We start from the raw sequence: 20,318 nt of genomic DNA on the forward strand, positions 1-20,318 counted from the left end.
TCCTGTTTTATCAAAAACGTACCAGAGCAGAACCCCAAGTAAATCCACCGCCGAACGCTTCAAGTAATACCAGCTGTCCGCGTTTGATTCGTCCGTCACGCACGGCTTCGTCCAACGCCGCAGGTACTGAAGCTGCGGAGGTATTGCCATGGCGGTCGAGCGTGATCACCACTTTATCCATGCCCATGCCCAACTTTTTGGCCGTCGCATTGATAATACGGAGGTTCGCCTGATGCGGAACCAGCCAATCCAGCTCGGCTTTGTCCAGTTTTGCCGCCACCAGCGTTTCTTCAACGATGTGTGCCAGTTCTTTAACAGCGACCTTGAACACTTCGTTGCCGGCCATTGTCAGGTATTCCGGCGTTTTGTTGGTGCGTGCCTGGTACGGCAGAGACAAAAGCTGACCATAGCGGCCATCGGCATGTAAATGCGTGGAAATGAGGCCCGGCTCTTCAGAGCGGGATAAGACTACCGCGCCGGCACCATCGCCAAACAGAATCAGCGTTCCGCGATCTTCCGGGTCCAGCGTGCGTGTCAACGCGTCAGAGCCGATCACCAGCGCGTAATCAACGGCGCCATTCTTGACATACTGATCAGCTACGCTCAATGCATAGGTGAAGCCTGCGCAGGCAGCCGCTAAATCGAAAGCGATGGTGTCTTGAATGTCCAGCATCTGCTGAATCTGGCAGGCCGAACTTGGGAATGCATGACTGGAAGACGTTGTTGCTACGATTAACAGTCCGATTTTATTTTTATCGACATCGGCCATCTCGAGCGCTTTTTGCGCTGCGTGGAAACCCATGGTGGCCACACTTTCATCCGGCCCTGCGATGCGACGTTCGCGGATACCGGTGCGAGTAACAATCCACTCGTCTGACGTATCCACCATTTTCTCTAAATCAGAATTCGACCTGATCTGTTCGGGCAAATAGCTTCCCGTTCCTAAAATTTTTGTATACATGTAAGCTCAATCACTCTTAGGTAATACAGACGTGAGTCGTACGGCGATTCTTTCAGGAATCTGCCGTTGTACCGTCTGCACTGCCTGTTCAATCGCTACCGCAAACGCATTCGAGTTTGCAGCTCCATGGCTCTTTATCACTGTCCCACGTAATCCTAGCAGACAAGCCCCGTTATAGTGGTCAGGGTTCAGGTGGCCAAAACGCCGGGAAAGACGTTTTTGCAACCAGCGTCCCAATAATCTCAGCCACCAAGACTGTTTTTGTCTACGATCTGAACCTGAGGAGGATTTCAGAAGAGACAGAAACATTCTAACGACGCCTTCCATCGTCTTAAGCGTAACGTTACCAACAAATCCATCACACACCATGACATCCGTTTTACCAGTTAGTAACTCGTTGCCTTCCAAGTAACCGATATAGTTGATAGACGGTGTCGCTTTCAAACGAGCGGCAGCTTCGCGGATGTTGTTTAGCCCTTTGCTTTCTTCTTCGCCAATATTCAACAACGCCACTCGGGGGTTAGTGAGTCCCAGAACCTCTTCTGCCAAGACCGCGCCCATCACGGCAAACTGTACTAGCATGGTGCTACCGCATTCGACGTTGGCACCGAGATCCAGAACAACCGTCTTACCATGCTGCTGATGCGGCAACACCGTCACCAGCGCCGGACGTTCAATACCATCAACCGGCTTCAACAGCAATTTGGCAAGCCCCATCAACGCTCCTGTATTTCCAGCACTCACGCAAGCCTGCGCACGCCCATCCTTGATCAGCTCCAATGCAATGCGCATAGAAGAGCCTCGGCTGGCGCGTATAGCTTGAGATGGTCTGGCATCGCCCGCGATTACCGTTTCAGCCGGTACGATTTCCAAACGGGAAGACAGGGAGGAATCGACTTTGCTAAGTAATGGGGTGAGCGTTGTAGGATCGCCAACCAGCAGCAGATAAAGATTTGGATTAGAAGCCAGTGCCTGCAATGCAGCAGGCACTGTTACGCAGGGGCCAAAGTCCCCGCCCATTGCATCTAACGCCAGAGTTAGGCGTGTCAAAGCATTTCCTTGCGATTAAGCAGGAATTACTTAGCAATGACCTTGCGACCGCGGTAGTAGCCATCCGCAGTTACGTGGTGACGCAGATGAGTTTCGCCAGAAACTTTATCTACGGATACGGCAGTTGTGGTCAGAGCATCGTGAGCACGACGCATACCACGTTTGGAACGGGTTGGTTTATTCTGTTGTACGGCCATGGACCTTACTCCTTCAATTACTTACGCTTTAAACTAGCTAATACGGCAAATGGATTTGGTTTCTCCGCCTCTTCAGGCAATTTGCCAAATACCATGTCCGCTTCGGACACTTCACAGTGTTCAGAATCATGCACCGGTGCGATGGGCAATGAAAGAATAATTTCATCTTCTATCATCGCCAGCAAGTCGACCTCACCAAACTCATTGACCTGAATCGGTTCGTACGCTTCCGGCAGAGCTTCGGCCTGCTCATCACTGATGACCGGGCTAAAACATAACGTGGCGTGGACCTGATGTTCGAAAGGCTTGCCACAGCGCTGGCACCGTAAGGTCACCGACACATCGGCATGTCCATCGATAACAGCTAAACGCTGGTTATCGATGTTGAACGATAAAGCCGCTTCGACATCGCTATCCACACTAACCACTGATTCGGCAACACGCATCACCTGTTCAGCTGTATAGACACCAACATAATCTAAACGCTTTTGAGCCGTGCGAGCCGCGTCGAGGGTTAATGGTAATTTTACCTTTTGCATAGGGCGCGCATATTAGCGTCGTAACGACATAGAGTCAAAGGAAAAGGTGGGGTTTGGAAACTTTCGCCAGCGTTCGCATCGGAAGCGAATCGCAGTTTAGAATGAGCCGCATGTTCCAGCCACAATTTTACCCTAACTATGCCTAAAATCATTCTCGCATCAACCTCACCCTACCGCCGCGCACTGCTCGAAAAGCTGAATATCGCTTTCGAATCTGCTTCCCCACAAGTTGATGAAACGCCCTTGCCTGACGAAGACGCCCCCGCTCTGGTGAAACGTCTAGCCATGGACAAAGCCAAATCGTTGGCTGGCGACTACCCGAGTCATCTCATTATAGGCTCCGATCAGGTCTGTGTGCTTAACGGTCAAATAACCGGTAAGCCTCACGATCAAGAACGCGCTGTTGCTCAGTTGCGTCAGGCCAGTGGCAGTCACGTCACCTTTTATACCGGACTTGCGCTTTACAATAGCCAAAGCGTACGCATGCATTGTCTGGTTGAACCTTACGAGGTTCATTTTCGAACGCTAACGAATAAAGAGATAGATAATTATATAAAGAAAGAACGTCCTTTTGACTGCGCGGGAAGTTTCAAGAGCGAAGGACTCGGCATTACTTTATTTGAACGACTGTCGGGGAGGGATCCCAATACGCTGATCGGGCTACCGCTTATCGCTTTACTTGACTTGCTGCGACGGGAAGGCGTGAATCCTCTTTTGATTTCCTGATTCGCATGTTGACCGCACCTGACTCATCGACAGGTGCGGTATTCGATTACGACTTTTGGTCGCGCAAGAGTTGCAGACAACGGCGAAGTTCATTATCCAACGGCGCTTCTACTCGTAAAGTTTCGCCGGTGTTGGGATGTTCGAACTTTAGAGCCTGTGCGTGCAGGAACAGCCGTTTGAGACCGGTGCCTGCTAGTTGGGCGTCAAAATCCCGGTCGCCGTAACGATCGTCAAAAGCGATAGGATGACCAGCATGAAGGGTGTGTACGCGAATCTGATGTGTCCGCCCGGTGACCGGACTGGCTTTGACCAACGTCGCGTGCTCGAACCGCTCTTCAACCTTGAAACGTGTCTCCGATGGCTTTCCTTCGCTATTCACGCGGACGATTCGCTCACCGCTCTGGAGGATATTTTTCAGCAGCGGCGCCTTCACGGCTTTGCAATGGGATTGCCACTGTCCACGCACCAGGGCGAGGTAGTCTTTCTGCATCCCTTTGCTTCGCAACTGTTCATGGAGGGCGCGCAGCGAGGACCGTTTCTTGGCGACCAACAGAACACCGGAAGTATCTCTGTCTAAACGGTGTACCAGCTCCAGAAAGCGAGCTTCGGGCCGAAGTGCCCGCAGGCCTTCGATAACGCCGAAACTCAGACCGCTGCCGCCATGGACGGCAGTCCCGGATGGCTTGTTGAGCACTAACAGATAATCATCTTCATAAATGATGCAATCCGCCAATGCCGACACTTTGGCCAGCCCGACAGAAACCTGAGCCTCTTCACGTTCGGAAGTCCTCACGGGCGGAATCCGGATGAGATCGCCGTCTAACAGTTTGTACTCCGGCTTCACCCGCTTTTTATTTATTCGTACTTCACCTTTACGCAAAATACGGTAAATCATGCTTTTGGGCACACCTTTCAATTTTGTGCGCAGGAAATTGTCGATGCGTTGACCCGCCTCTTCGTCGGAGACAGTTAAAAATTGTACTGATGGGTTCTCTGTTTTCATGGGCCAGAATTCTAAAGAGCGAGGGTAGATAGCGCCACATCTTTTTCTATGCTTAACTGTGAGTCTGACTTATGAAGTTAATAGTCAGCTCCTGTAACAGTGACTATGTGCGAATTTCGTACATGGCTGTCCTCAGACCGGTTAATAACTTCATTTTGACAGGCAAAGTCACCTTGCTATCGGCGTATCAGCAATGGAATAATGCTTCAGCTTTCCGCGCTGTTTACCTGAAAAACAAGGGAAATTGCGGAATTATTATATTTGCCTGATGACTCACAACGCAGCAATGGCGTAAGACGTAGCGAATTATCAAGCAGTTAGCGAGCTGCGGTTAGCAGTTTGGCCGGCAAATGGAATCAGATCTGGCACCTATTTTCAGAAGCTGTTCCCGCCATAAATGCGCTGTTTTCCATCAGGAAATACAGGCTACCGAAACATGCGTCTCTATGCAGACGACAACCGGGAGGTTGACGCCCCTGCGATAAGCCACGAGGCCATCGGTTCATTCCGGTCATACCCCGCTTTCACCGGCAGCTCTATCCATAATGCAAGTTAAGAATAACGAGTAAGTTACGATGAAAAGAATGTTGATTAACGCAACTCAGCAAGAAGAGTTGCGTGTTGCCTTGGTTGATGGTCAACGCCTCTACGATCTGGATATTGAGAGTCCAGGCCATGAGCAAAAGAAAGCGAACATTTATAAAGGTAAAATCACGCGCATTGAGCCGAGTCTGGAAGCCGCTTTTGTTGATTACGGCGCTGAGCGACACGGTTTTCTCCCCCTCAAAGAAATCGCACGCGAATACTTCCCGAGTCACTACGCTTCCCATGGCCGCCCGAACATCAAAGATGTTCTGCGCGAAGGCCAGGAAGTCATCGTGCAGGTGGATAAAGAGGAGCGCGGCAACAAAGGCGCGGCGCTGACGACGTTTATCAGCCTCGCCGGAAGCTACCTGGTTCTTATGCCGAACAACCCTCGCGCCGGCGGTATTTCACGCCGTATCGAAGGGGATGACAGGACCGAGCTGAAGGAAGCGCTTAGCTCTCTGCAGTTGCCTGAGGGCATGGGCCTGATCGTACGTACGGCGGGTGTCGGTAAATCCGCAGAAGCCCTGCAGTGGGATCTGGCGTTTCGCATTAAACACTGGGAGGCCATCAAAAAAGCCGCTGAAGGTCGCCCCGCGCCGTTCCTGATCCATCAGGAAAGCAACGTGATTGTTCGCGCCTTCCGCGATTATCTTCGCCCGGATATCGGCGAAATCCTGATCGACAACCCCAAAATTCTAGAACGCGCCAAAGAGCACATCGCCTCACTGGGTCGTCCCGATTTCAGTAGTAAAATCAAACTGTACAGCGGTGAAATCCCCCTGTTCAGCCATTATCAGATCGAATCCCAGATAGAGTCAGCCTTTCAACGCGAAGTGCGTCTGCCTTCCGGCGGCTCCATCGTGATTGACACGACCGAGGCGTTGACAGCCATCGATATCAACTCCGCACGCGCTACCCGCGGCGGCGATATCGAAGAAACCGCCTTCAACACTAACCTGGAAGCGTCCGACGAAATCGCCCGTCAGCTGCGCCTGCGCGACTTGGGTGGTCTGATCGTTATCGACTTCATCGATATGACGCCTGTTCGCCATCAGCGTGAAGTTGAGAATCGCCTGCGCGATGCCGTCCGTCAGGATCGCGCCCGTATTCAGATTGGACGTATTTCACGCTTCGGTTTGCTGGAAATGTCGCGTCAGCGCCTCAGTCCTTCGCTGGGCGAATCCAGTCACCATGTTTGTCCGCGTTGTAGCGGAACCGGGACGATTCGCGATAACGAGTCCCTGTCTCTGTCTATCCTGCGTTTGATCGAAGAAGAAGCGCTGAAGGAAAACACCAAAGAGGTGCAGGCGATTGTGCCGGTTCCGATCGCCTCCTACCTGCTTAACGAAAAACGTGACGCGGTTAACGCTATCGAACAACGTCAGGGCAGCGTCCGGGCCGTCATCGTACCGCACGACGGCATGCAGACACCTCACTACTCCGTCGTGCGTATCCGTAACGGTGAAGAAAAGCCGGCGCTGAGCTACATGCTGCCGCAAATGCTGGATGCAGAAAACCAGCTGGCACAGGAAGAGCAGATCGCCGAGCGTAAAATTCCTGAGCAACCTGCTCTGGCGACGTTTACCCTGCCGGAGACTCCCCCTACAGCAGCGCCGACACCGGCTGCCGCTCAGAAAGCACCGTCTGCTGCGCCTCAGAAGTCGGGTATCATTCGCCGTTTGTTCGGCTCGTTAAAAGGCATGTTCGACGCGCCTCAAGCTGAAGTGGAAGAAAAACCGGAACAGCCGCAGGTTAAAGAGAACAATACGAGCGAGAGTCAACCACGTCAGGAGCGTCGCAACAACAATCGCCGCCAATCCGGCAATCGTCGCGATCGCACAGAGAGGACGCCGCGAGAAAACCGTGAGCCGCGCGAAGAGCAGCCGCGTCGTAATAACAAGCGGACGCAAAATGTGGCCGACACGCAAACTCCGGCCGTTGATGCACAGGAAAAAGCCGCGCGCGAAGAGCAACGTCGCGAACAGCGCGCGGAACGTCAGCGTAACCGGCAGGAAGAGAAGCGCCAGGCTCAGCAGGAAGTGAAAGAGCTGAACACGGCGGCTGAAACCGAAGCTCAGGCGCCAGAGCAGGAAAAACCCGCTCAGGTGATGCCTCGCCGTCAACGTCGTCAGCTAACGCAAAAAGTCCGTGTGATTGATGAAGCGGATGCCCCTGTCGCATCCAACCCGGTCGAGGAAGCGGCTGCACCGGCAACCGCGGAAACCAGCTCGGAAAATAATGGCGGAGACAACCGCGATAACAACATGCCGCGCCGTTCGCGCCGTTCGCCGCGCCATCTGCGCGTTAGCGGCCAGCGTCGTCGCCGTTACCGTGATGAGCGCTACCCGGTACAATCGCCAATGGTAGTCGAGCAAGCGGCTTCTGCGCCGGAAATGGCCTCTGGCAAAGTGTGGATTCACTATCCAATCACACAACCTCAGCCTGAGCCTGAAACACAGGAAACCGTTGTTCAGGAAAATGATGCGATTACCATACCTACAGTGACGGAATACGCGTTGCTGTCCAGCGCAATCGCTGAAGAAATCGTTGAGGAAAGCAACGACTCGACTGACGCTCAGAGCGCCGATGTCATCGCTCCCGAAGAGGAAGTGACCGCTCAGCTGCCGCTGGAAACCCGCGTATCTCGTGAAGAGACAGTGACAGCGGAAGACAGCGACAAAGAAACGGATAAGACCGACTCAGCATCGACACCGTCAGAAGACGTGGTGGCCGATAATGAAAACGTCGAAACAGCTGAAATTGCTGAGCCTGCCACAGAGGATGCACCGGCAGCGGTTGAAGAACCTGCTGAGCAAGCGGTTGAAGCGGCGCCTGCCGCGGCGGAAAAGCCGGTCGAAACATCAACTCCGGCGAAATCCAATGCGCAGCCAACCTTTAAACATCACGCAAATGCGCCGATGACGAAAGCTCCGGCACCGCAGTATGTCCCGGAAGAGCCGAAATCCAGCGACTGGCAGCGCCCCGCGTTCGAGTTCACCGGGAAAGGCTCTGCGGGCGGCCATGCTTCGGTTAACAGCGCCAGTGCCCCGGCAACCAAGCCAGCCGTGGAAGAGTAACCACAAAAAAGCACCACGTGACTGACGTGGTGCCTGATGTCTGTCAAAAAAGCCCGTCAATGACGGGCTTTTTTTATCAGCTTATGCGACCTGAGTCATCAGCTTGATGTCGACGGAAACGGTCTTACCTTCCATATCCGCTACCAGCTTCTGGAAGTGTGCCGTTTTTTCATGCGTCTCTAGCGCTGCTTTATTTTTCCAGCGTTCAATGAAAACAAAAGCACCTGGCTTATCGATTTCCGCGTGTAAATCGTACTGCAGATTGCCGGCCTCTTTACGGCTGGGTTCTACCGCTTTGGTGACCGCATCGGTGATTTCTTTCAAGTACTCTGGTTTTGCCTGAAGGCAAGCGACAACACGAATTTCCATTTTTTCCTCTTCTCGCATTTTGCGAATGTATTAGATCTTTTAATATGAAACGCCAATAAAAGATGAATTTCAACCACTTCAAAACAATCGGGTGCATTTCAACCACTTTGCGCTTATGCTTATCACCCGCCGTAATCAGTCTTATAACCGCTATGTTAATCACTGACCGCCGGAGCAAAATCCATGACCCCCGTTCCAACCGCCCTGAAAATCCGCCGTCCCGATGACTGGCATCTTCACCTGCGTGACGACGACATGCTAAATGCGGTATTACCCTATACCAGCGCCGTTTTCGGCCGCGCCATAGTCATGCCTAACCTGACGCCGCCGATCACTACCGTCGCAGCAGCAGAGGCCTATAGAACGCGCATTCTTGCCGCTATCCCCTCTGCGCATCATTTTCATCCGCTGATGACATGTTATTTGACCGATACGCTGGACCCGCGCGAGCTGACCCTGGGTTTTCAAGAGGGTATCTTTACAGCGGCCAAACTCTATCCAGCCAATGCGACCACAAACTCGAGCCACGGCGTGACGGACATTCGCGCTATCTACCCGGTTTTGGAGCAAATGCAGAAGCTGGGAATGCCCTTACTGGTGCATGGTGAAGTTACGGATCCCGAGGTGGACATTTTCGATCGCGAAGCCTACTTCATCGATCGCGTTATGGAACCTGTGCGCAAGCAATTTCCGGCGCTGAAGGTGGTTTTCGAACATATCACTACGCGTGATGCGGCACACTACGTACTGGATAACGATGACTATCTGGCGGCCACCATTACCCCGCAACACCTGATGTACAACCGCAATCACATGTTGGTGGGTGGAATACGTCCTCACCTGTACTGCCTGCCTATACTCAAAAGAAATGTGCATCAGCAGGCATTGCGCGATGCCGTCGCCAGCGGTTCAGAGAAATTCTTTCTGGGAACCGACTCTGCCCCGCACCTGCAGCATCGTAAGGAGTCCTCATGCGGCTGCGCTGGTGTATTCAACGCACAGGCGGCCCTGAGCGCGTATGCCACCGTGTTTGAGGAGATCGGCGCGTTAGACCATTTGGAAGCTTTTTGTTCGCTTAACGGCCCGCGTTTCTATGGCCTCCCCGTCAATGAAGACTTCATCGAACTGCGTCGAGAACCGACTACCTTTCCAGAACACATTGCTGCCAAAGAACAAAAAATCATTCCCTTTATGGCAGGACAACAGCTGAACTGGTCCGTCCGATAAATCATATCCCTGCCGGAAGGCAGGGGAAACTCGTCTATCTTCGGCTTGACGCCTCTTGCGTTTCATTCCAGACAACTGTATAAACGAACAGTCCTGTATGGAGGTCATTATGCGTGTTGAAATCACTGTAGCAAAAACCGTTAAGTTGCCTGCCGGCGCTATCGACGCCCTGACAAATGAGTTAAGCCATCGCATTCAAGCTCAATATCCCGACACCTCTGTTTTAGTGCGCTATGCCGGGTCGAACAATCTTAGTGTCTTCGGCGGCAGTAAGGATGACAAAGAGAAAATAACCGAGATTCTTCAAGAGACATGGGAAAGCGCTGACGATTGGTTTTTCTCCGGACTCGATACTGACTAAACGTCGTCCGTCCTCAATTTGGTTCCTTAACTATTCTTTTCACCCTTTTTTCACTGCAATATTGCCATGTTGTCATCACCGCATTCGGCTCTCTGTATAAAAATTCGAGTGCAAGTTAATTAATTGGTAATATTTTCAAACCATCTTATTAATGCACTTATAGCCAAAGAAATTTAAATTGTCAGTCAACGCTAAACCTACGAAGGTCATGTTATTCTCACTCTAAGCGGAAAAGCAAATTCTCCCAGCCACATGAAGAGCAAAAAACGACCAGATTCGCGATTGTTTACAATAAAATTCCATAAATGTAATCAGGAGAGATATACTCATTGAGTAATCGTAGATAGGAGTCATCTAGAACCTCGTTTAGTCACTCATGCTAGTAACTAGTCATAAGGGGTAATCATGGATATAAAAAGTGAAGTTATTCAAACACATCCACTTGTGGGTTGGGATATCAGCACCGTCGACAGCTACGATGCAATGATGATCCGCTTACACTACCTCCGTACCGCGGACCAGGCTCCCGATGAAGCTCAAGTTGATCGTACTTTATGGTTAACCACCGATGTTGCAAAACAGCTCATCAACATTCTTGAAGCAGGCATTGCCAAGATAGAATCAAATGAATTTGAGCCAATTGATTATTTAAAGCATTAAAATTTCATTCTATAGTGCGTTATTATCACCCCAGACACCGCCTCTAAAGGCGGTGTCGTCTTTTATATCGAACGCACAGCGGGATGCCTCAAAAATAATTTACGTCTCTCATTATTTTATCCATGATATGTCGCTCATGTTTTAATAAAAATAAGTCATTTTGTATTTTTAACATTTTGGCGCATAAAACGGCTAATACAATCAATGCATACGGTTAACTGAAAGAGATTGAGGTCGCTCATTCAAAATGATTGATAAATGAAATCATCATGTTAAAAGCAATAATTTTATATTGCTTTTATGTTTACCTATGTTTAATTATCTCCAGACCTTCATTGCAACTTCACGATAAGGATTGTGGTCATGCTTCGGCGCAACACCTCATCCCAATATGGTCATATCAGCATTCTACTACACTGGGTCGTCGCGCTGACCGTCTACGGCATGTTTGCACTAGGGCTGTGGATGGTCTCGTTAGGCTATTACGACAACTGGTATCACAAGGCACCCGAAATACATAAAAGCATTGGCATCCTTCTTTTCCTTATCGTTTTGTTCCGGGTGATATGGCGCAAAATTAGCCCCGCCCCTTCGCCGCTAGCCAGTTATTCACGATTTACCCGAATAAGCGCCACGCTGGCACATATTCTTCTCTACCTCTTGCTGTTCAGTCTGCTCATTAGCGGCTATCTGATTTCGACGGCGGAAGGTCAGCCTATTTCAGTATTTGGCTGGTTTAACGTTCCAGCGACGCTGAGCGGAGTCAGAGATCAGGCTGATATTGCAGGCGACATTCATTTCTATCTTGCGTGGGGTATCGTCATTTTGTCGGTGCTGCATGCATTAGCAGCGTTAAAGCATCACTTCATTGATGGTGACAGTACGTTAAAACGGATGTTGGGTCGCAGCGTCCATTAAACCTCGGGATTGTAAGGAGAAAACCAATGTTAAAGAAAACGCTATTGGGTTTACTACTCGCTTCAACAGTTTCCTACGCAGGTTCCGCTCTTGCAGCGGATTATAAAATTGATAAAGAGGGCCAACATGCTTTCATACAATTTCGAATCAAACATTTGGGCTACAGCTGGTTGTATGGGACGTTCAAAGATTTCGACGGCACCTTCACATTTGACGAAGCGAATCCGTCCTCGGACAAAGTGAATGTGACGATCAAAACCGATAGCGTGGACACGAATCATGCCGAGCGTGACAAACATATCCGCAGCGCCGATTTCCTGAACGTGGCAAAAGCGCCTCTGGCGACTTTCACCTCTACCGGCGTGAAAAAAAGTGGTGATGATTTGGATATCACTGGCAACCTGACGTTGAACGGCGTCACCAAACCAGTAACGCTTGAGGCCAAACTGATGGGACAAGGGGACGATCCTTGGGGTAACTATCGTGCGGGCTTCGAAGCCAAAGGGAAGATCAAGCTGAAAGACTTCAACATCACTACAGACCTGGGGCCAGCCTCGCAAGACGTCGAGCTGATTATTTCACTTGAAGGTATCCGCCAGAAATAATCCTGTCTGTTCAGCCCCGTCAATGAACGGGGCTGTTTTTATCTCAACGGCGCTACTCATTATCCCTGATGGGGGTCGGCAAAACCGTTTGCAGCAATCCGCGAGATTTATTGAAAATCTTCATGCCGGTTTCTCTTTCACGCCTCAGCTTGCGTTGTTCTTCCAGCGGCAATGTGACTTCCTCCTGACACGCCGGACCACAGCAGCCTTCATATTTTTCCGCGCACTGCGGGCATTGTATAAAGAGAAGATGGCACCCCTCATTACGGCAGTTGGTGTGCGTATCACAGGAGGCGCCGCATTGGTGACAATGAGCGATGACCTCGTCGGACACTCGCTCCCCCATACGTTCATCAAATACAAAGTTTTTACCGATAAATTTGAGGGGAAGCCCCTGAGCCTTCGCCTGGCGGACATACTCGATGATCCCGCCTTCCACATGGAACACGTTTTTGTAACCGTGATGCAGCATGTAGGCGCTGGCTTTTTCACAACGAATCCCACCTGTACAATACATGACGATGTTCTTTTCACGGTCGCCGGCCAACATTTCCGCCGCCATAGGCAGCTGTTCACGAAATGTATCGGACGGGACTTCCAGCGCATTTTCGAAGTGACCCACTTCATATTCATAATGGTTGCGCATGTCGACGAAGACCGTGGAAGGATCTTCCGCCATCCGATTGACCTCTTCGGCTTTCAAATAATGCCCAACGCGTGATGGATCAAACGTGGGGTCATCAATCCCGTCGGCCACAATCCGTTCCCGCACCTTCATCCTCAATACCCAGAACGATTTACCGTCGTCTTCCAGCGCAATATTGAGTCTGATGTTATTTAACGCGGGATGCGACTGATACAGCCGCGTTTTGAACGTATCGAACATGCTCTCGGGAACGCTAATCTGCGCATTGATCCCCTCTTTTGCGATGTAGACACGACCAAACACGTTCATTTCAGTCAAGGTCAGGTAAAGCGCGTCGCGAAATGCCTGGGGTTCATCCAGCAGGAAGTATTTATAGAAGGAGACCGTGGTGCGAGGCTCGGTTTCAGCAAGCATGCGCGCCTTCAGTTCCTCATTGGAAACACGGTTATGTAACACTGGCATGGTGTACGTTCCTGTTTAAAGTGAGGTTAACGACATTAATTGTGTGTTAGCATTTTGTTGCCGTCACAATAGCGCGGCATGATACACCAGCTCTTAGCCTCTGTCAGTCGAAGAGAACCCCAAAGAAATATCAATATGGGTTACACAAGTAAGTTTGATGACTAGTTTCAACGTCTCGGTTTCGCCATAATACCGGCCTCATGAGATTGGAGATCACCTCACCAAAGGTAAAAAATCATTGCGAACCGATGCTATGATAGGCGTCTGAATAAATCCCTTATAAAAATCAGCTTTTGGCACATTTCAAATGCGCCAATAAGCGTCATATTAAACTACTCTTCGGAGTAGTGTTCTGAAAATCCCATTAACACAAGGCGTGATTTACCGCCGTTTTCGATATTAAGGCCATGACGACAATCCCCTCTTTCAACCGTTCGCTATTGCACCCACGCTATTGGCTAACCTGGCTGGGCATAGGCATCCTTTATCTGGTCGTCCTGCTTCCTTATCCGGTCATTTACCGCCTTGGTACTTTGCTTGGCCGACTATCGATGCCTATATTGAAGCACCGCGTTCAGATAGCTCGACGCAACCTGGAACTCTGTTTTCCCGACATGTCCGCTGAAAAGCGGGAAGCGCTGGTACGCAGCAACTTCGAGTCGGTTGGCATGGGCGTCATGGAAACCGGGATGGCGTGGTTTTGGCCTGACTGGCGAATCGCCCGTTGGTTCAAGGTGACCGGACTGGAGAATATGCAGCCCCTGCGCGAACAGAAGCGGGGAATATTGCTGATCGGTATTCACTTTTTGACGTTGGAACTCGGCGCACGCATTTTTGGCATGCAAAACGAAGGGATCGGGGTATATCGCCCCAATGACAACAAGCTGATTGACTGGCTGCAGACCTGGGGCCGTATGCGCTCCAACAAATCCATGCTGGACCGCAAAGATCTGAAAGGTATGATCCGCGCCCTCAAACAGGGAGAAATACTCTGGTATGCCCCTGACCACGACTATGGTCCGCGCAGCAGTGTGTTTGTACCGTTATTCGCCGTTAATAAGGCCGCGACAACGGCGGGCAGCTATATGCTGGCACGGAGCGCAAAGCCGGTAGTTGTTCCCTTCGTCCCCCGCAGGCTGCCTGACGGAAAAGGGTATGAACTCATCATTCAACCCGCCGAACCCGATATACCGTTAGAGAACGAAGCCGCCACAGCCACCTGGATGAATCACATTATTGAGCAAAATATCATGCTGGCCTGCGATCAATACATGTGGCTGCACCGCCGGTTTAAGACGCGTCCCCCGGGAGAGTCCTCTCTTTATTAGTCACTATTCTTTCCACCGTGAATGGGCAACCCTCCACGGTGGATAAACGCTCAAAATCTTTTGCCCCGCATCACGCGAACAAACCGTCATATCAAAGCCGCCTCCGCAGAAGGCGGCTTCATTACGCCCCGGAAAAGCGGGTTTACATGCCATGCTTTCAGCCCCGTCTCTTCGCCCGCGACATTTTCCTCGCACCTGAATGTCTGCGAATGGCCTCATCAAGCGTTCAACCCAGCCCAATCGCCCTGACCAGAAAGTATTTTTCCTACGACATTCTGTTTTCAGATGAAGATATTTCGCGAACAGACTTCACTGTGTCGAAAAAGTCGATAGCGTTGAGATACTCAGGCTTGGCGTGGGTGCTCACCACCAAAGGCATATTCCCTATCCGAGATGGGCTTTAACTACCGTGCCTTTTGCGTATCACGTTTACCGGGAAAAGAATTTAAGCGTAAAAAAACGCCCGATGATATTCATCGGGCGTTTTAGCTATATCGATACTAAGCGCTCAGCAGAGTCACATTACAATTTCACCGGCGGAGCCGATAGGGTCTGATAATACTCAGCCCAGCTATTGTAACGTTCTGGCTCCTGCCACACGTGGTAATGCAACCGCGAGATCGTTACCGGGTCGCTAAGCAGCGCCAGTCGTTGGTGACTTTCAACCTCTTGCGGCTTGAGGCTCAAGGCCGCCGCCACTCGCTGTTTACGCACGTCTTCGATAGGCTGGCTGAACCCGTGTCGAGCCGTGGCCATCCCGCTCGCTAACGCATTGATCGTCGGGTCGAAGACCGCATGCATGAATCCGTTGCTCAACTTGCGCTCGCGATTGAGGCGGAAGTACTCATCTGTAGCAACCAGCTCGCGCGGCGGATTGTACTCTTCCGGGATCAGTAGCAGTTTCGCACGTTTGCAGGCCAGACCAAGATTGGCACGGCTGGAGTACACCGAAACCCAAGGAGACAGAATCAATGAGAAGACGATCGGCGCCAGCCACCACAAGAAGCGAAGATCCAGCCAAGCCATTCCCAGCGCCCAGACCAGTCCCAGCACCAGTTGAGAACCATGGCGGGTGAATGCTTCGCCCCACGAGGTTGCATCATCATCACGCTGCGGAGAGTTCCACTGTACCGACCAGCCCAGGAAAGCACTCACGACGAATACCGTGTGGAACAGCATTCTGACCGGCGCCAGCAATACGGAGAACAGCATTTCCAGCAGCAGTGAAATGAACACCCGAATGACTCCGCCGTAGGGCTTCGCCCCTTTGGCACAGGCCAAAATGACGCTCAGCAATTTCGGCAGGAACAGCAAGACCAGCGTGGTTGAAAACAGCGCGATGGCCAGCTCAGGTCGCCACTGCGGCCAGACCGGGAACAACTGCCGGGGCTGCAGGAAGTACTGAGGCTCCATCAGCGTGTGCACCACCTGCAACGCGGTCGATAAGGCGAGGAACATAAACCATAACGGCGCGGAGAGGTATGACATTACCCCGGTCAGGAACACGGCACGATGCACGGGATGCATGCCTTTGACCAGGAACAATCGGAAGTTCATCAGGTTGCCGTGGCACCAGCGGCGGTCACGTTTTAATTCATCCAGAAGGTTCGGCGGCAGCTCTTCATAACTGCCGGGCAGATCGTAAGCGATCCAGACGCCCCAGCCAGCCCTACGCATCAGCGCGGCTTCGACAAAGTCATGAGACAAGATCGACCCGGCGAAAGAGCCTTCTCCCGGCAACGGCGCCAGCGCACAGTGCTCAATGAAGGGTTTCACACGGATGATGGCATTGTGGCCCCAGTAATGAGACTCCCCTAACTGCCAGAAATGCAGCCCGGCGGTAAACAACGGGCCGTAGACCCTGGTCGCGAACTGCTGACAGCGCGCATACAGTGTGTCCATGCCGGATGCTCTCGGCGATGACTGGATAATCCCGGCATTCGGATTCGCTTCCATCAGTCTGACCAGATTGGTCAAACAGTCTCCGCTCATTACGCTGTCGGCGTCCAGCACCACCATATAACTATACTGACTCCCCCAGCGACGGCAGAAATCATCGATGTTGCCGCTTTTCCGTTTTACACGGCGGCGACGACGGCGATAGAAGATATGACCTTCTCCCCCGACTTCACGACACAAATCCATCCACGCTTTTTGCTCAGCGATGCAGATATCGGGGTCGTTGCTGTCACTCAACACATACATGTCGAAATGCGCCAGTTGCCCCGTCGCTTCAACAGACTCGTATGTCGCCCGCAAACCGGCAAACACCCGCTCTACGTCCTCATTACAAATCGGCATGATTAACGCAGTGCGATGGTCGGGATTGAGGGGTTCATTGCCGACCGTGCTGGAAGAGATACTGTATTTATCCTTACCGATCAGCAATTGCAGGAATCCCATGAGCGCGGTCCAGAAGCCCGCGGAGACCCAGCAGAACAAGATGGCGAATAAAATCAGAATACCGCTTTGCAGCACATAAGGCAGCAGCTGCATAACGGAGCGCAGCCAATCCTGGTGCGCCATCTCGAACGGATCGATCAGCGCCCATCCTTGATACGGCAGGATGGTCTTCATGTACCAGGTAGCAATCGTCGTTTGAAACAGCGTCAAAATCAGGAGGATATAGCGACGAATCGTACCCACGGTACGCCACCGGCTCTCTTCCTTGTTTTCCTGCGCGGTGATTCGGCGGCGGCGAGGCGCTGTCGATTGCCCCAAAATGCCATGCCACCAGCGCACAAGCGGGTTGGTTTGCCAGGCATCAGGAAACATGACGGCGCGTTTGATTTTCGGCATCGCCTGAATCGCTGTGCGCCCTTCCCGATCGTTGAGCAGCTGTTTATCCTGAGACGGAGTGTCTCCCCAGCCCATTTCCAGGCGCCGCTTCACGGAGATTAAAGGTAAATCATCTTCGGACCGAAGATTCACCGTATCACCATTGGCTAAAGCCTGATGTACTTCAGATGGGTCAGGGGGAGTCGTTGAATGCGGGAGGGATTCACGCAACGCCTCTGCCTGCTCAGCAGGCAGAGGCAATTTCTCGACATAGTCGAGAGAGGAAGTTGACTTATTCATTGGCAGGCAACTGATAGCTCCATGTTTCAGTCAAAGTAGTCTCGCCATTCACCAACGCTGCACGCATTTCCGTTGGCTTTTTGCTGTCCTTCACGCGCAGACGGATTGTCAAGCGCCAGCCTTTGGTCACAGGGTTGTAACGCACGCTGTTTTCAACAATTTCACCGTTGTCGCCGATGCTGACCTGAGGCGCGACCGGCGTATTAGGATCCATGTCCTTCATCTGCGAACCGACGAAATCCACCAGGAAAGCAATCGTCCCATCCGGCTGACGGATCAGGTTCGACTGTTTTACATCCCCCGTAGAACGCATGGTCTGTTTGACGTAGGCAATGTCAGGAGAGTGCAACGCATCTTCATCCGTTGTGAAATGTAGACGGTATTTCACATCCAGCGGCTTGCCTTTTTCCGGCAACGTGTCCGGCGTCCAGAAAGAAACGATGTTGTCATTGGTTTCATCCGCCGTCGGGATTTCTACCAGTTCAACCTTACCTTTGCCCCAGTCGCCCTTAGGCTCAACCCAACCACTCGGACGCTGATCGTAACGATCGTCCAAATCCTCATAGTCGGTGAAATCGCGACCGCGCTGCAACAGACCAAACCCTTTGGGGTTCTCGACAGTATAGGTGCTGACGGACAAATGTTTCGGATTGTTCAGCGGACGCCAGATCCATTCACCATTGCCGGCATGAATAGAAAGGCCATTTGAGTCATGCAGATTCGGACGATAGTTTAACGTCGGAGACGGTTGGTTAGGCCCAAACAGGAACATACTGGTCAACGGCGCAATACCCAGTTTGCCGACGTTGTCACGCAGGTAAACTTTGGCCTGCACGTCTACGACGCTATCGCGTCCCGGATAAACGGTGAAGCGATATGCGCCCGTCGAGCGCGGCGAATCCAATAGCGCGAAGATGACCAGATGCTTGTCATTAGGTTTAGGACGTTCGATCCAGAATTCGCGGAAACGCGGGAACTCTTCTCCGGATGGCAGTGCCGTATCGATAGCCAATCCTCGAGCTGACAGACCATAAGTTTGCCCTTTGCCGATGATGCGGAAGTAGCTCGCACCTAGCATGCTGACAATCTCGTCGTTTTTATCCGCCTGATTGATGGGGTATAGAATTTTGAAACCGGCGAACCCGAGGTTTTTCACCGCATCAGGGTCGTGGTTGACTGAACCAAAATTAAAGTAGTCAGGCGAATATTTGATTTCTTTTACCGAGGTCGCGGTAACTTCATTGATTTTGACAGGGATATCGAAGTACATCCCCTGATGATAGAACTGCAGCTTGAACGGGGTGGGCGTTGCGTTCCAATATGATTTATCCTGATTGAAACGAATCTGCTGATAGTCGGCGAACTTCATATCGCGGAATTGATCGGGCAGATTACTTTTCGGTGTTTCAAACCCCTTCGCTGCCAGTTTTTCCGCCTGTTGCGCGACATCATCAATAGAAAATGCCCACACGGGCAAAGACGTCAACGACAGCATTACAGCGGCTGAGAGCAAGCGAAGATTGTTGACTCGCTGTTTAACCTTAAATTTATTAACCAGCACATCTCCCCCTGTATGTGTGCTTCAATCAACTAAAATCCATATTAATGGATAAGTTAGCTATCCGACAACTTCATGAAGATTTGGTTCATTATGATAGGTCAGCGTTTAAACAACGGCTATCTCTATTCGCCATTTAATCCCTATTCAAACGGGCGTCGGTGATTCGCGTTGCCATTTTTCGGACATTGGAACGTCGATTGTCACAGACCACTGCTATCTCATTCCTAAAAGCGCTGCATGCGCCTGATTCATTATCAAGCCGTCATTCCATGACAGGACTCTACCATAACGGAAATTGTAGGGATTTCGCCTAGGAATAGTCCGTTAGGCGTAAAAGCAGGGATTCTCCTCTTAGATCTGGTCTTGAGCAAGCGTAATCACTGCCGATACAAGCAAAGCCCTTTTATTCGAAAAAAGGCGTGTAACCGGCACGTCATGACATGTATAAAACACAATTGTGTCACGTCCTTTTCCCTAATTACGCTACAGTCACATCATCAAATATGCTCTATGCTAAGCGCGCCATGTCACTGTTCGAGTTAAGGCGAAAAAGCGAGCCATACTGGCTCGGTATTGTTGCCGTCATCATCATTTTTATCTCTCCGGCGGTATCCCAACTGCTGGCGCGGTGTCATGTCGCCCGGCCTCAGACAGCGCTTCATCACCGGCATGTCGCCGTCGCTGCGTCAGTGCACGAGCATGTCCCCTCGCCCTCTCCCGCAAGCCATAATGTGGTGCAGGGACACGGTGCGTGCGGCTATTGCATGCTGTTTTCGCATCTTCCCGCCCTGCAAATACCCGGCGACGATCCTGTGCCGCTAATTCACTGGCTCGCCTTGCGAACACTGAACACCGAATGGCCGCTGCGCATTTCTGAGTCGCTCTACTCCCCCCAATTAGCTCGCGCACCGCCGTTCTCTTTAGCAGTGAATTCGCTCACCGCGCGCTCACAGGTCTGAAAC

At 51.5% G+C, this 20,318-nt stretch carries 18 protein-coding genes; 9 read left to right on the forward strand and 9 right to left on the reverse strand.

From position 1 onward, the window contains the following. Window positions 1-10: 10 nt before the first annotated feature. From BLU64_RS05210 to yceD, 4 genes are read right to left on the reverse strand one after another with little or no spacing between them, the layout of a single operon-like run. Window positions 11-961: a beta-ketoacyl-ACP synthase III gene (locus BLU64_RS05210; protein ID WP_026742731.1), complete on the reverse strand. Its 951-nt coding sequence runs from the start codon at window positions 959-961 to the stop codon at window positions 11-13. Window positions 962-967: 6 nt separating this feature from the next. Beyond that, window positions 968-2,011 carry a phosphate acyltransferase PlsX gene (plsX, locus tag BLU64_RS05215; protein WP_071999768.1) on the reverse strand — a complete coding sequence of 348 codons (1,044 nt, stop codon included), beginning with the start codon at window positions 2,009-2,011 and terminating at the stop codon, window positions 968-970. Between the two features lie 26 nt (window positions 2,012-2,037). After that, window positions 2,038-2,208 (reverse strand): 50S ribosomal protein L32, encoded by a 171-nt coding sequence (gene rpmF / locus BLU64_RS05220; protein ID WP_026740382.1) that lies wholly within the window; start codon window positions 2,206-2,208, stop codon window positions 2,038-2,040. Window positions 2,209-2,225: 17 nt separating this feature from the next. After that, window positions 2,226-2,747 carry a 23S rRNA accumulation protein YceD gene (gene yceD / locus BLU64_RS05225; RefSeq protein ID WP_026742733.1) on the reverse strand — a complete coding sequence of 174 codons (522 nt, stop codon included), beginning with the start codon at window positions 2,745-2,747 and terminating at the stop codon, window positions 2,226-2,228. Between the two features lie 138 nt (window positions 2,748-2,885). Between yceD and BLU64_RS05230 the strand changes: the two genes are divergently transcribed. Then, a complete protein-coding gene (locus BLU64_RS05230; RefSeq protein ID WP_026742734.1) occupies window positions 2,886-3,473 on the forward strand; it encodes a Maf family protein in 588 nt (195 codons plus the stop codon). A gap of 46 nt (window positions 3,474-3,519) precedes the next feature. Here the strand turns inward: BLU64_RS05230 and rluC are convergent, their stop codons facing one another. Then, a complete protein-coding gene (rluC, locus tag BLU64_RS05235; RefSeq protein ID WP_026742735.1) occupies window positions 3,520-4,476 on the reverse strand; it encodes a 23S rRNA pseudouridine(955/2504/2580) synthase RluC in 957 nt (318 codons plus the stop codon). A gap of 575 nt (window positions 4,477-5,051) precedes the next feature. Between rluC and rne the strand changes: the two genes are divergently transcribed. After that, complete coding sequence (gene rne / locus BLU64_RS05240; RefSeq protein WP_074728042.1) at window positions 5,052-8,141, forward strand: ribonuclease E; 3,090 nt, start codon at window positions 5,052-5,054, stop codon at window positions 8,139-8,141. Between the two features lie 81 nt (window positions 8,142-8,222). Here rne and BLU64_RS05245 read toward each other — a convergent pair whose 3' ends face one another. Then, window positions 8,223-8,510 carry a putative quinol monooxygenase gene (locus BLU64_RS05245; RefSeq protein ID WP_026742737.1) on the reverse strand — a complete coding sequence of 96 codons (288 nt, stop codon included), beginning with the start codon at window positions 8,508-8,510 and terminating at the stop codon, window positions 8,223-8,225. Between the two features lie 183 nt (window positions 8,511-8,693). On the opposite strand from BLU64_RS05245, the gene pyrC reads away from it, so the two are divergent. The 5 genes from pyrC to BLU64_RS05270 all read left to right on the forward strand — a co-directional run bounded on the left by pyrC (window position 8,694) and on the right by BLU64_RS05270 (window position 12,281). Continuing rightward, window positions 8,694-9,737: a dihydroorotase gene (pyrC, locus tag BLU64_RS05250; RefSeq protein WP_026742738.1), complete on the forward strand. Its 1,044-nt coding sequence runs from the start codon at window positions 8,694-8,696 to the stop codon at window positions 9,735-9,737. Window positions 9,738-9,846: 109 nt separating this feature from the next. Further along, entirely contained in the window at window positions 9,847-10,098 is a 252-nt protein-coding gene (dinI, locus tag BLU64_RS05255; RefSeq protein WP_026742739.1) for a DNA damage-inducible protein I, read from the forward strand. A 405-nt stretch (window positions 10,099-10,503) separates the two neighbouring features. Continuing rightward, window positions 10,504-10,758 carry a biofilm formation regulator BssS gene (gene bssS / locus BLU64_RS05260; RefSeq protein ID WP_026742740.1) on the forward strand — a complete coding sequence of 85 codons (255 nt, stop codon included), beginning with the start codon at window positions 10,504-10,506 and terminating at the stop codon, window positions 10,756-10,758. A 363-nt stretch (window positions 10,759-11,121) separates the two neighbouring features. Next, window positions 11,122-11,676, forward strand: a complete 555-nt coding sequence (locus BLU64_RS05265; protein ID WP_026742741.1) for a cytochrome b — start codon at window positions 11,122-11,124, stop codon at window positions 11,674-11,676. 26 nt (window positions 11,677-11,702) lie between these two features. Beyond that, window positions 11,703-12,281 (forward strand): YceI family protein, encoded by a 579-nt coding sequence (locus tag BLU64_RS05270; RefSeq protein ID WP_026742742.1) that lies wholly within the window; start codon window positions 11,703-11,705, stop codon window positions 12,279-12,281. A gap of 52 nt (window positions 12,282-12,333) precedes the next feature. Here the strand turns inward: BLU64_RS05270 and trhO are convergent, their stop codons facing one another. Continuing rightward, window positions 12,334-13,389 (reverse strand): oxygen-dependent tRNA uridine(34) hydroxylase TrhO, encoded by a 1,056-nt coding sequence (gene trhO, locus BLU64_RS05275; RefSeq protein WP_026742743.1) that lies wholly within the window; start codon window positions 13,387-13,389, stop codon window positions 12,334-12,336. A 407-nt stretch (window positions 13,390-13,796) separates the two neighbouring features. Between trhO and BLU64_RS05280 the strand changes: the two genes are divergently transcribed. Further along, the gene (locus BLU64_RS05280) at window positions 13,797-14,717 is read left to right on the forward strand and encodes a Kdo(2)-lipid IV(A) acyltransferase (protein ID WP_026742744.1); all 921 of its coding nucleotides are present in this window, start codon (window positions 13,797-13,799) and stop codon (window positions 14,715-14,717) included. Window positions 14,718-15,239: 522 nt separating this feature from the next. Here BLU64_RS05280 and mdoH read toward each other — a convergent pair. Together mdoH and BLU64_RS05290 are read right to left on the reverse strand one after the other, a co-directional pair. Further along, complete coding sequence (gene mdoH / locus BLU64_RS05285) at window positions 15,240-17,795, reverse strand: glucans biosynthesis glucosyltransferase MdoH (protein ID WP_026742745.1); 2,556 nt, start codon at window positions 17,793-17,795, stop codon at window positions 15,240-15,242. Then, the gene (locus BLU64_RS05290; protein WP_074728044.1) at window positions 17,788-19,356 is read right to left on the reverse strand and encodes a glucan biosynthesis protein G; all 1,569 of its coding nucleotides are present in this window, start codon (window positions 19,354-19,356) and stop codon (window positions 17,788-17,790) included. Before BLU64_RS05290 ends, mdoH begins: the two co-directional genes overlap by 8 nt. A 524-nt stretch (window positions 19,357-19,880) precedes the next feature. On the opposite strand from BLU64_RS05290, the gene BLU64_RS05295 reads away from it, so the two are divergent. After that, the gene (locus tag BLU64_RS05295; protein ID WP_157755371.1) at window positions 19,881-20,315 is read left to right on the forward strand and encodes a DUF2946 domain-containing protein; all 435 of its coding nucleotides are present in this window, start codon (window positions 19,881-19,883) and stop codon (window positions 20,313-20,315) included. Window positions 20,316-20,318 lie beyond the last annotated feature (3 nt).

The organism is Lonsdalea quercina, assembly GCF_900107885.1.
GTDB classification, from domain to species: domain Bacteria; phylum Pseudomonadota; class Gammaproteobacteria; order Enterobacterales; family Enterobacteriaceae; genus Lonsdalea; species Lonsdalea quercina.

Excerpts from the sequence above, each read along its gene's own strand:
- BLU64_RS05210 (WP_026742731.1), bottom strand. The coding sequence starts at position 961 with ATGTATACAAAAATTTTAGGAACGGGAAGCTATTTGCCCGAACAGATC.
- rpmF (WP_026740382.1), bottom strand. The coding sequence starts at position 2,208 with ATGGCCGTACAACAGAATAAACCAACCCGTTCCAAACGTGGTATGCGT.
- yceD (WP_026742733.1), bottom strand. The coding sequence starts at position 2,747 with ATGCAAAAGGTAAAATTACCATTAACCCTCGACGCGGCTCGCACGGCT.
- BLU64_RS05230 (WP_026742734.1), top strand. The coding sequence starts at position 2,886 with ATGCCTAAAATCATTCTCGCATCAACCTCACCCTACCGCCGCGCACTG.
- rluC (WP_026742735.1), bottom strand. The coding sequence starts at position 4,476 with ATGAAAACAGAGAACCCATCAGTACAATTTTTAACTGTCTCCGACGAA.
- rne (WP_074728042.1), top strand. The coding sequence starts at position 5,052 with ATGAAAAGAATGTTGATTAACGCAACTCAGCAAGAAGAGTTGCGTGTT.
- BLU64_RS05245 (WP_026742737.1), bottom strand. The coding sequence starts at position 8,510 with ATGGAAATTCGTGTTGTCGCTTGCCTTCAGGCAAAACCAGAGTACTTG.
- pyrC (WP_026742738.1), top strand. The coding sequence starts at position 8,694 with ATGACCCCCGTTCCAACCGCCCTGAAAATCCGCCGTCCCGATGACTGG.
- dinI (WP_026742739.1), top strand. The coding sequence starts at position 9,847 with ATGCGTGTTGAAATCACTGTAGCAAAAACCGTTAAGTTGCCTGCCGGC.
- bssS (WP_026742740.1), top strand. The coding sequence starts at position 10,504 with ATGGATATAAAAAGTGAAGTTATTCAAACACATCCACTTGTGGGTTGG.
- BLU64_RS05265 (WP_026742741.1), top strand. The coding sequence starts at position 11,122 with ATGCTTCGGCGCAACACCTCATCCCAATATGGTCATATCAGCATTCTA.
- BLU64_RS05270 (WP_026742742.1), top strand. The coding sequence starts at position 11,703 with ATGTTAAAGAAAACGCTATTGGGTTTACTACTCGCTTCAACAGTTTCC.
- trhO (WP_026742743.1), bottom strand. The coding sequence starts at position 13,389 with ATGCCAGTGTTACATAACCGTGTTTCCAATGAGGAACTGAAGGCGCGC.
- BLU64_RS05280 (WP_026742744.1), top strand. The coding sequence starts at position 13,797 with ATGACGACAATCCCCTCTTTCAACCGTTCGCTATTGCACCCACGCTAT.
- mdoH (WP_026742745.1), bottom strand. The coding sequence starts at position 17,795 with ATGAATAAGTCAACTTCCTCTCTCGACTATGTCGAGAAATTGCCTCTG.
- BLU64_RS05295 (WP_157755371.1), top strand. The coding sequence starts at position 19,881 with ATGTCACTGTTCGAGTTAAGGCGAAAAAGCGAGCCATACTGGCTCGGT.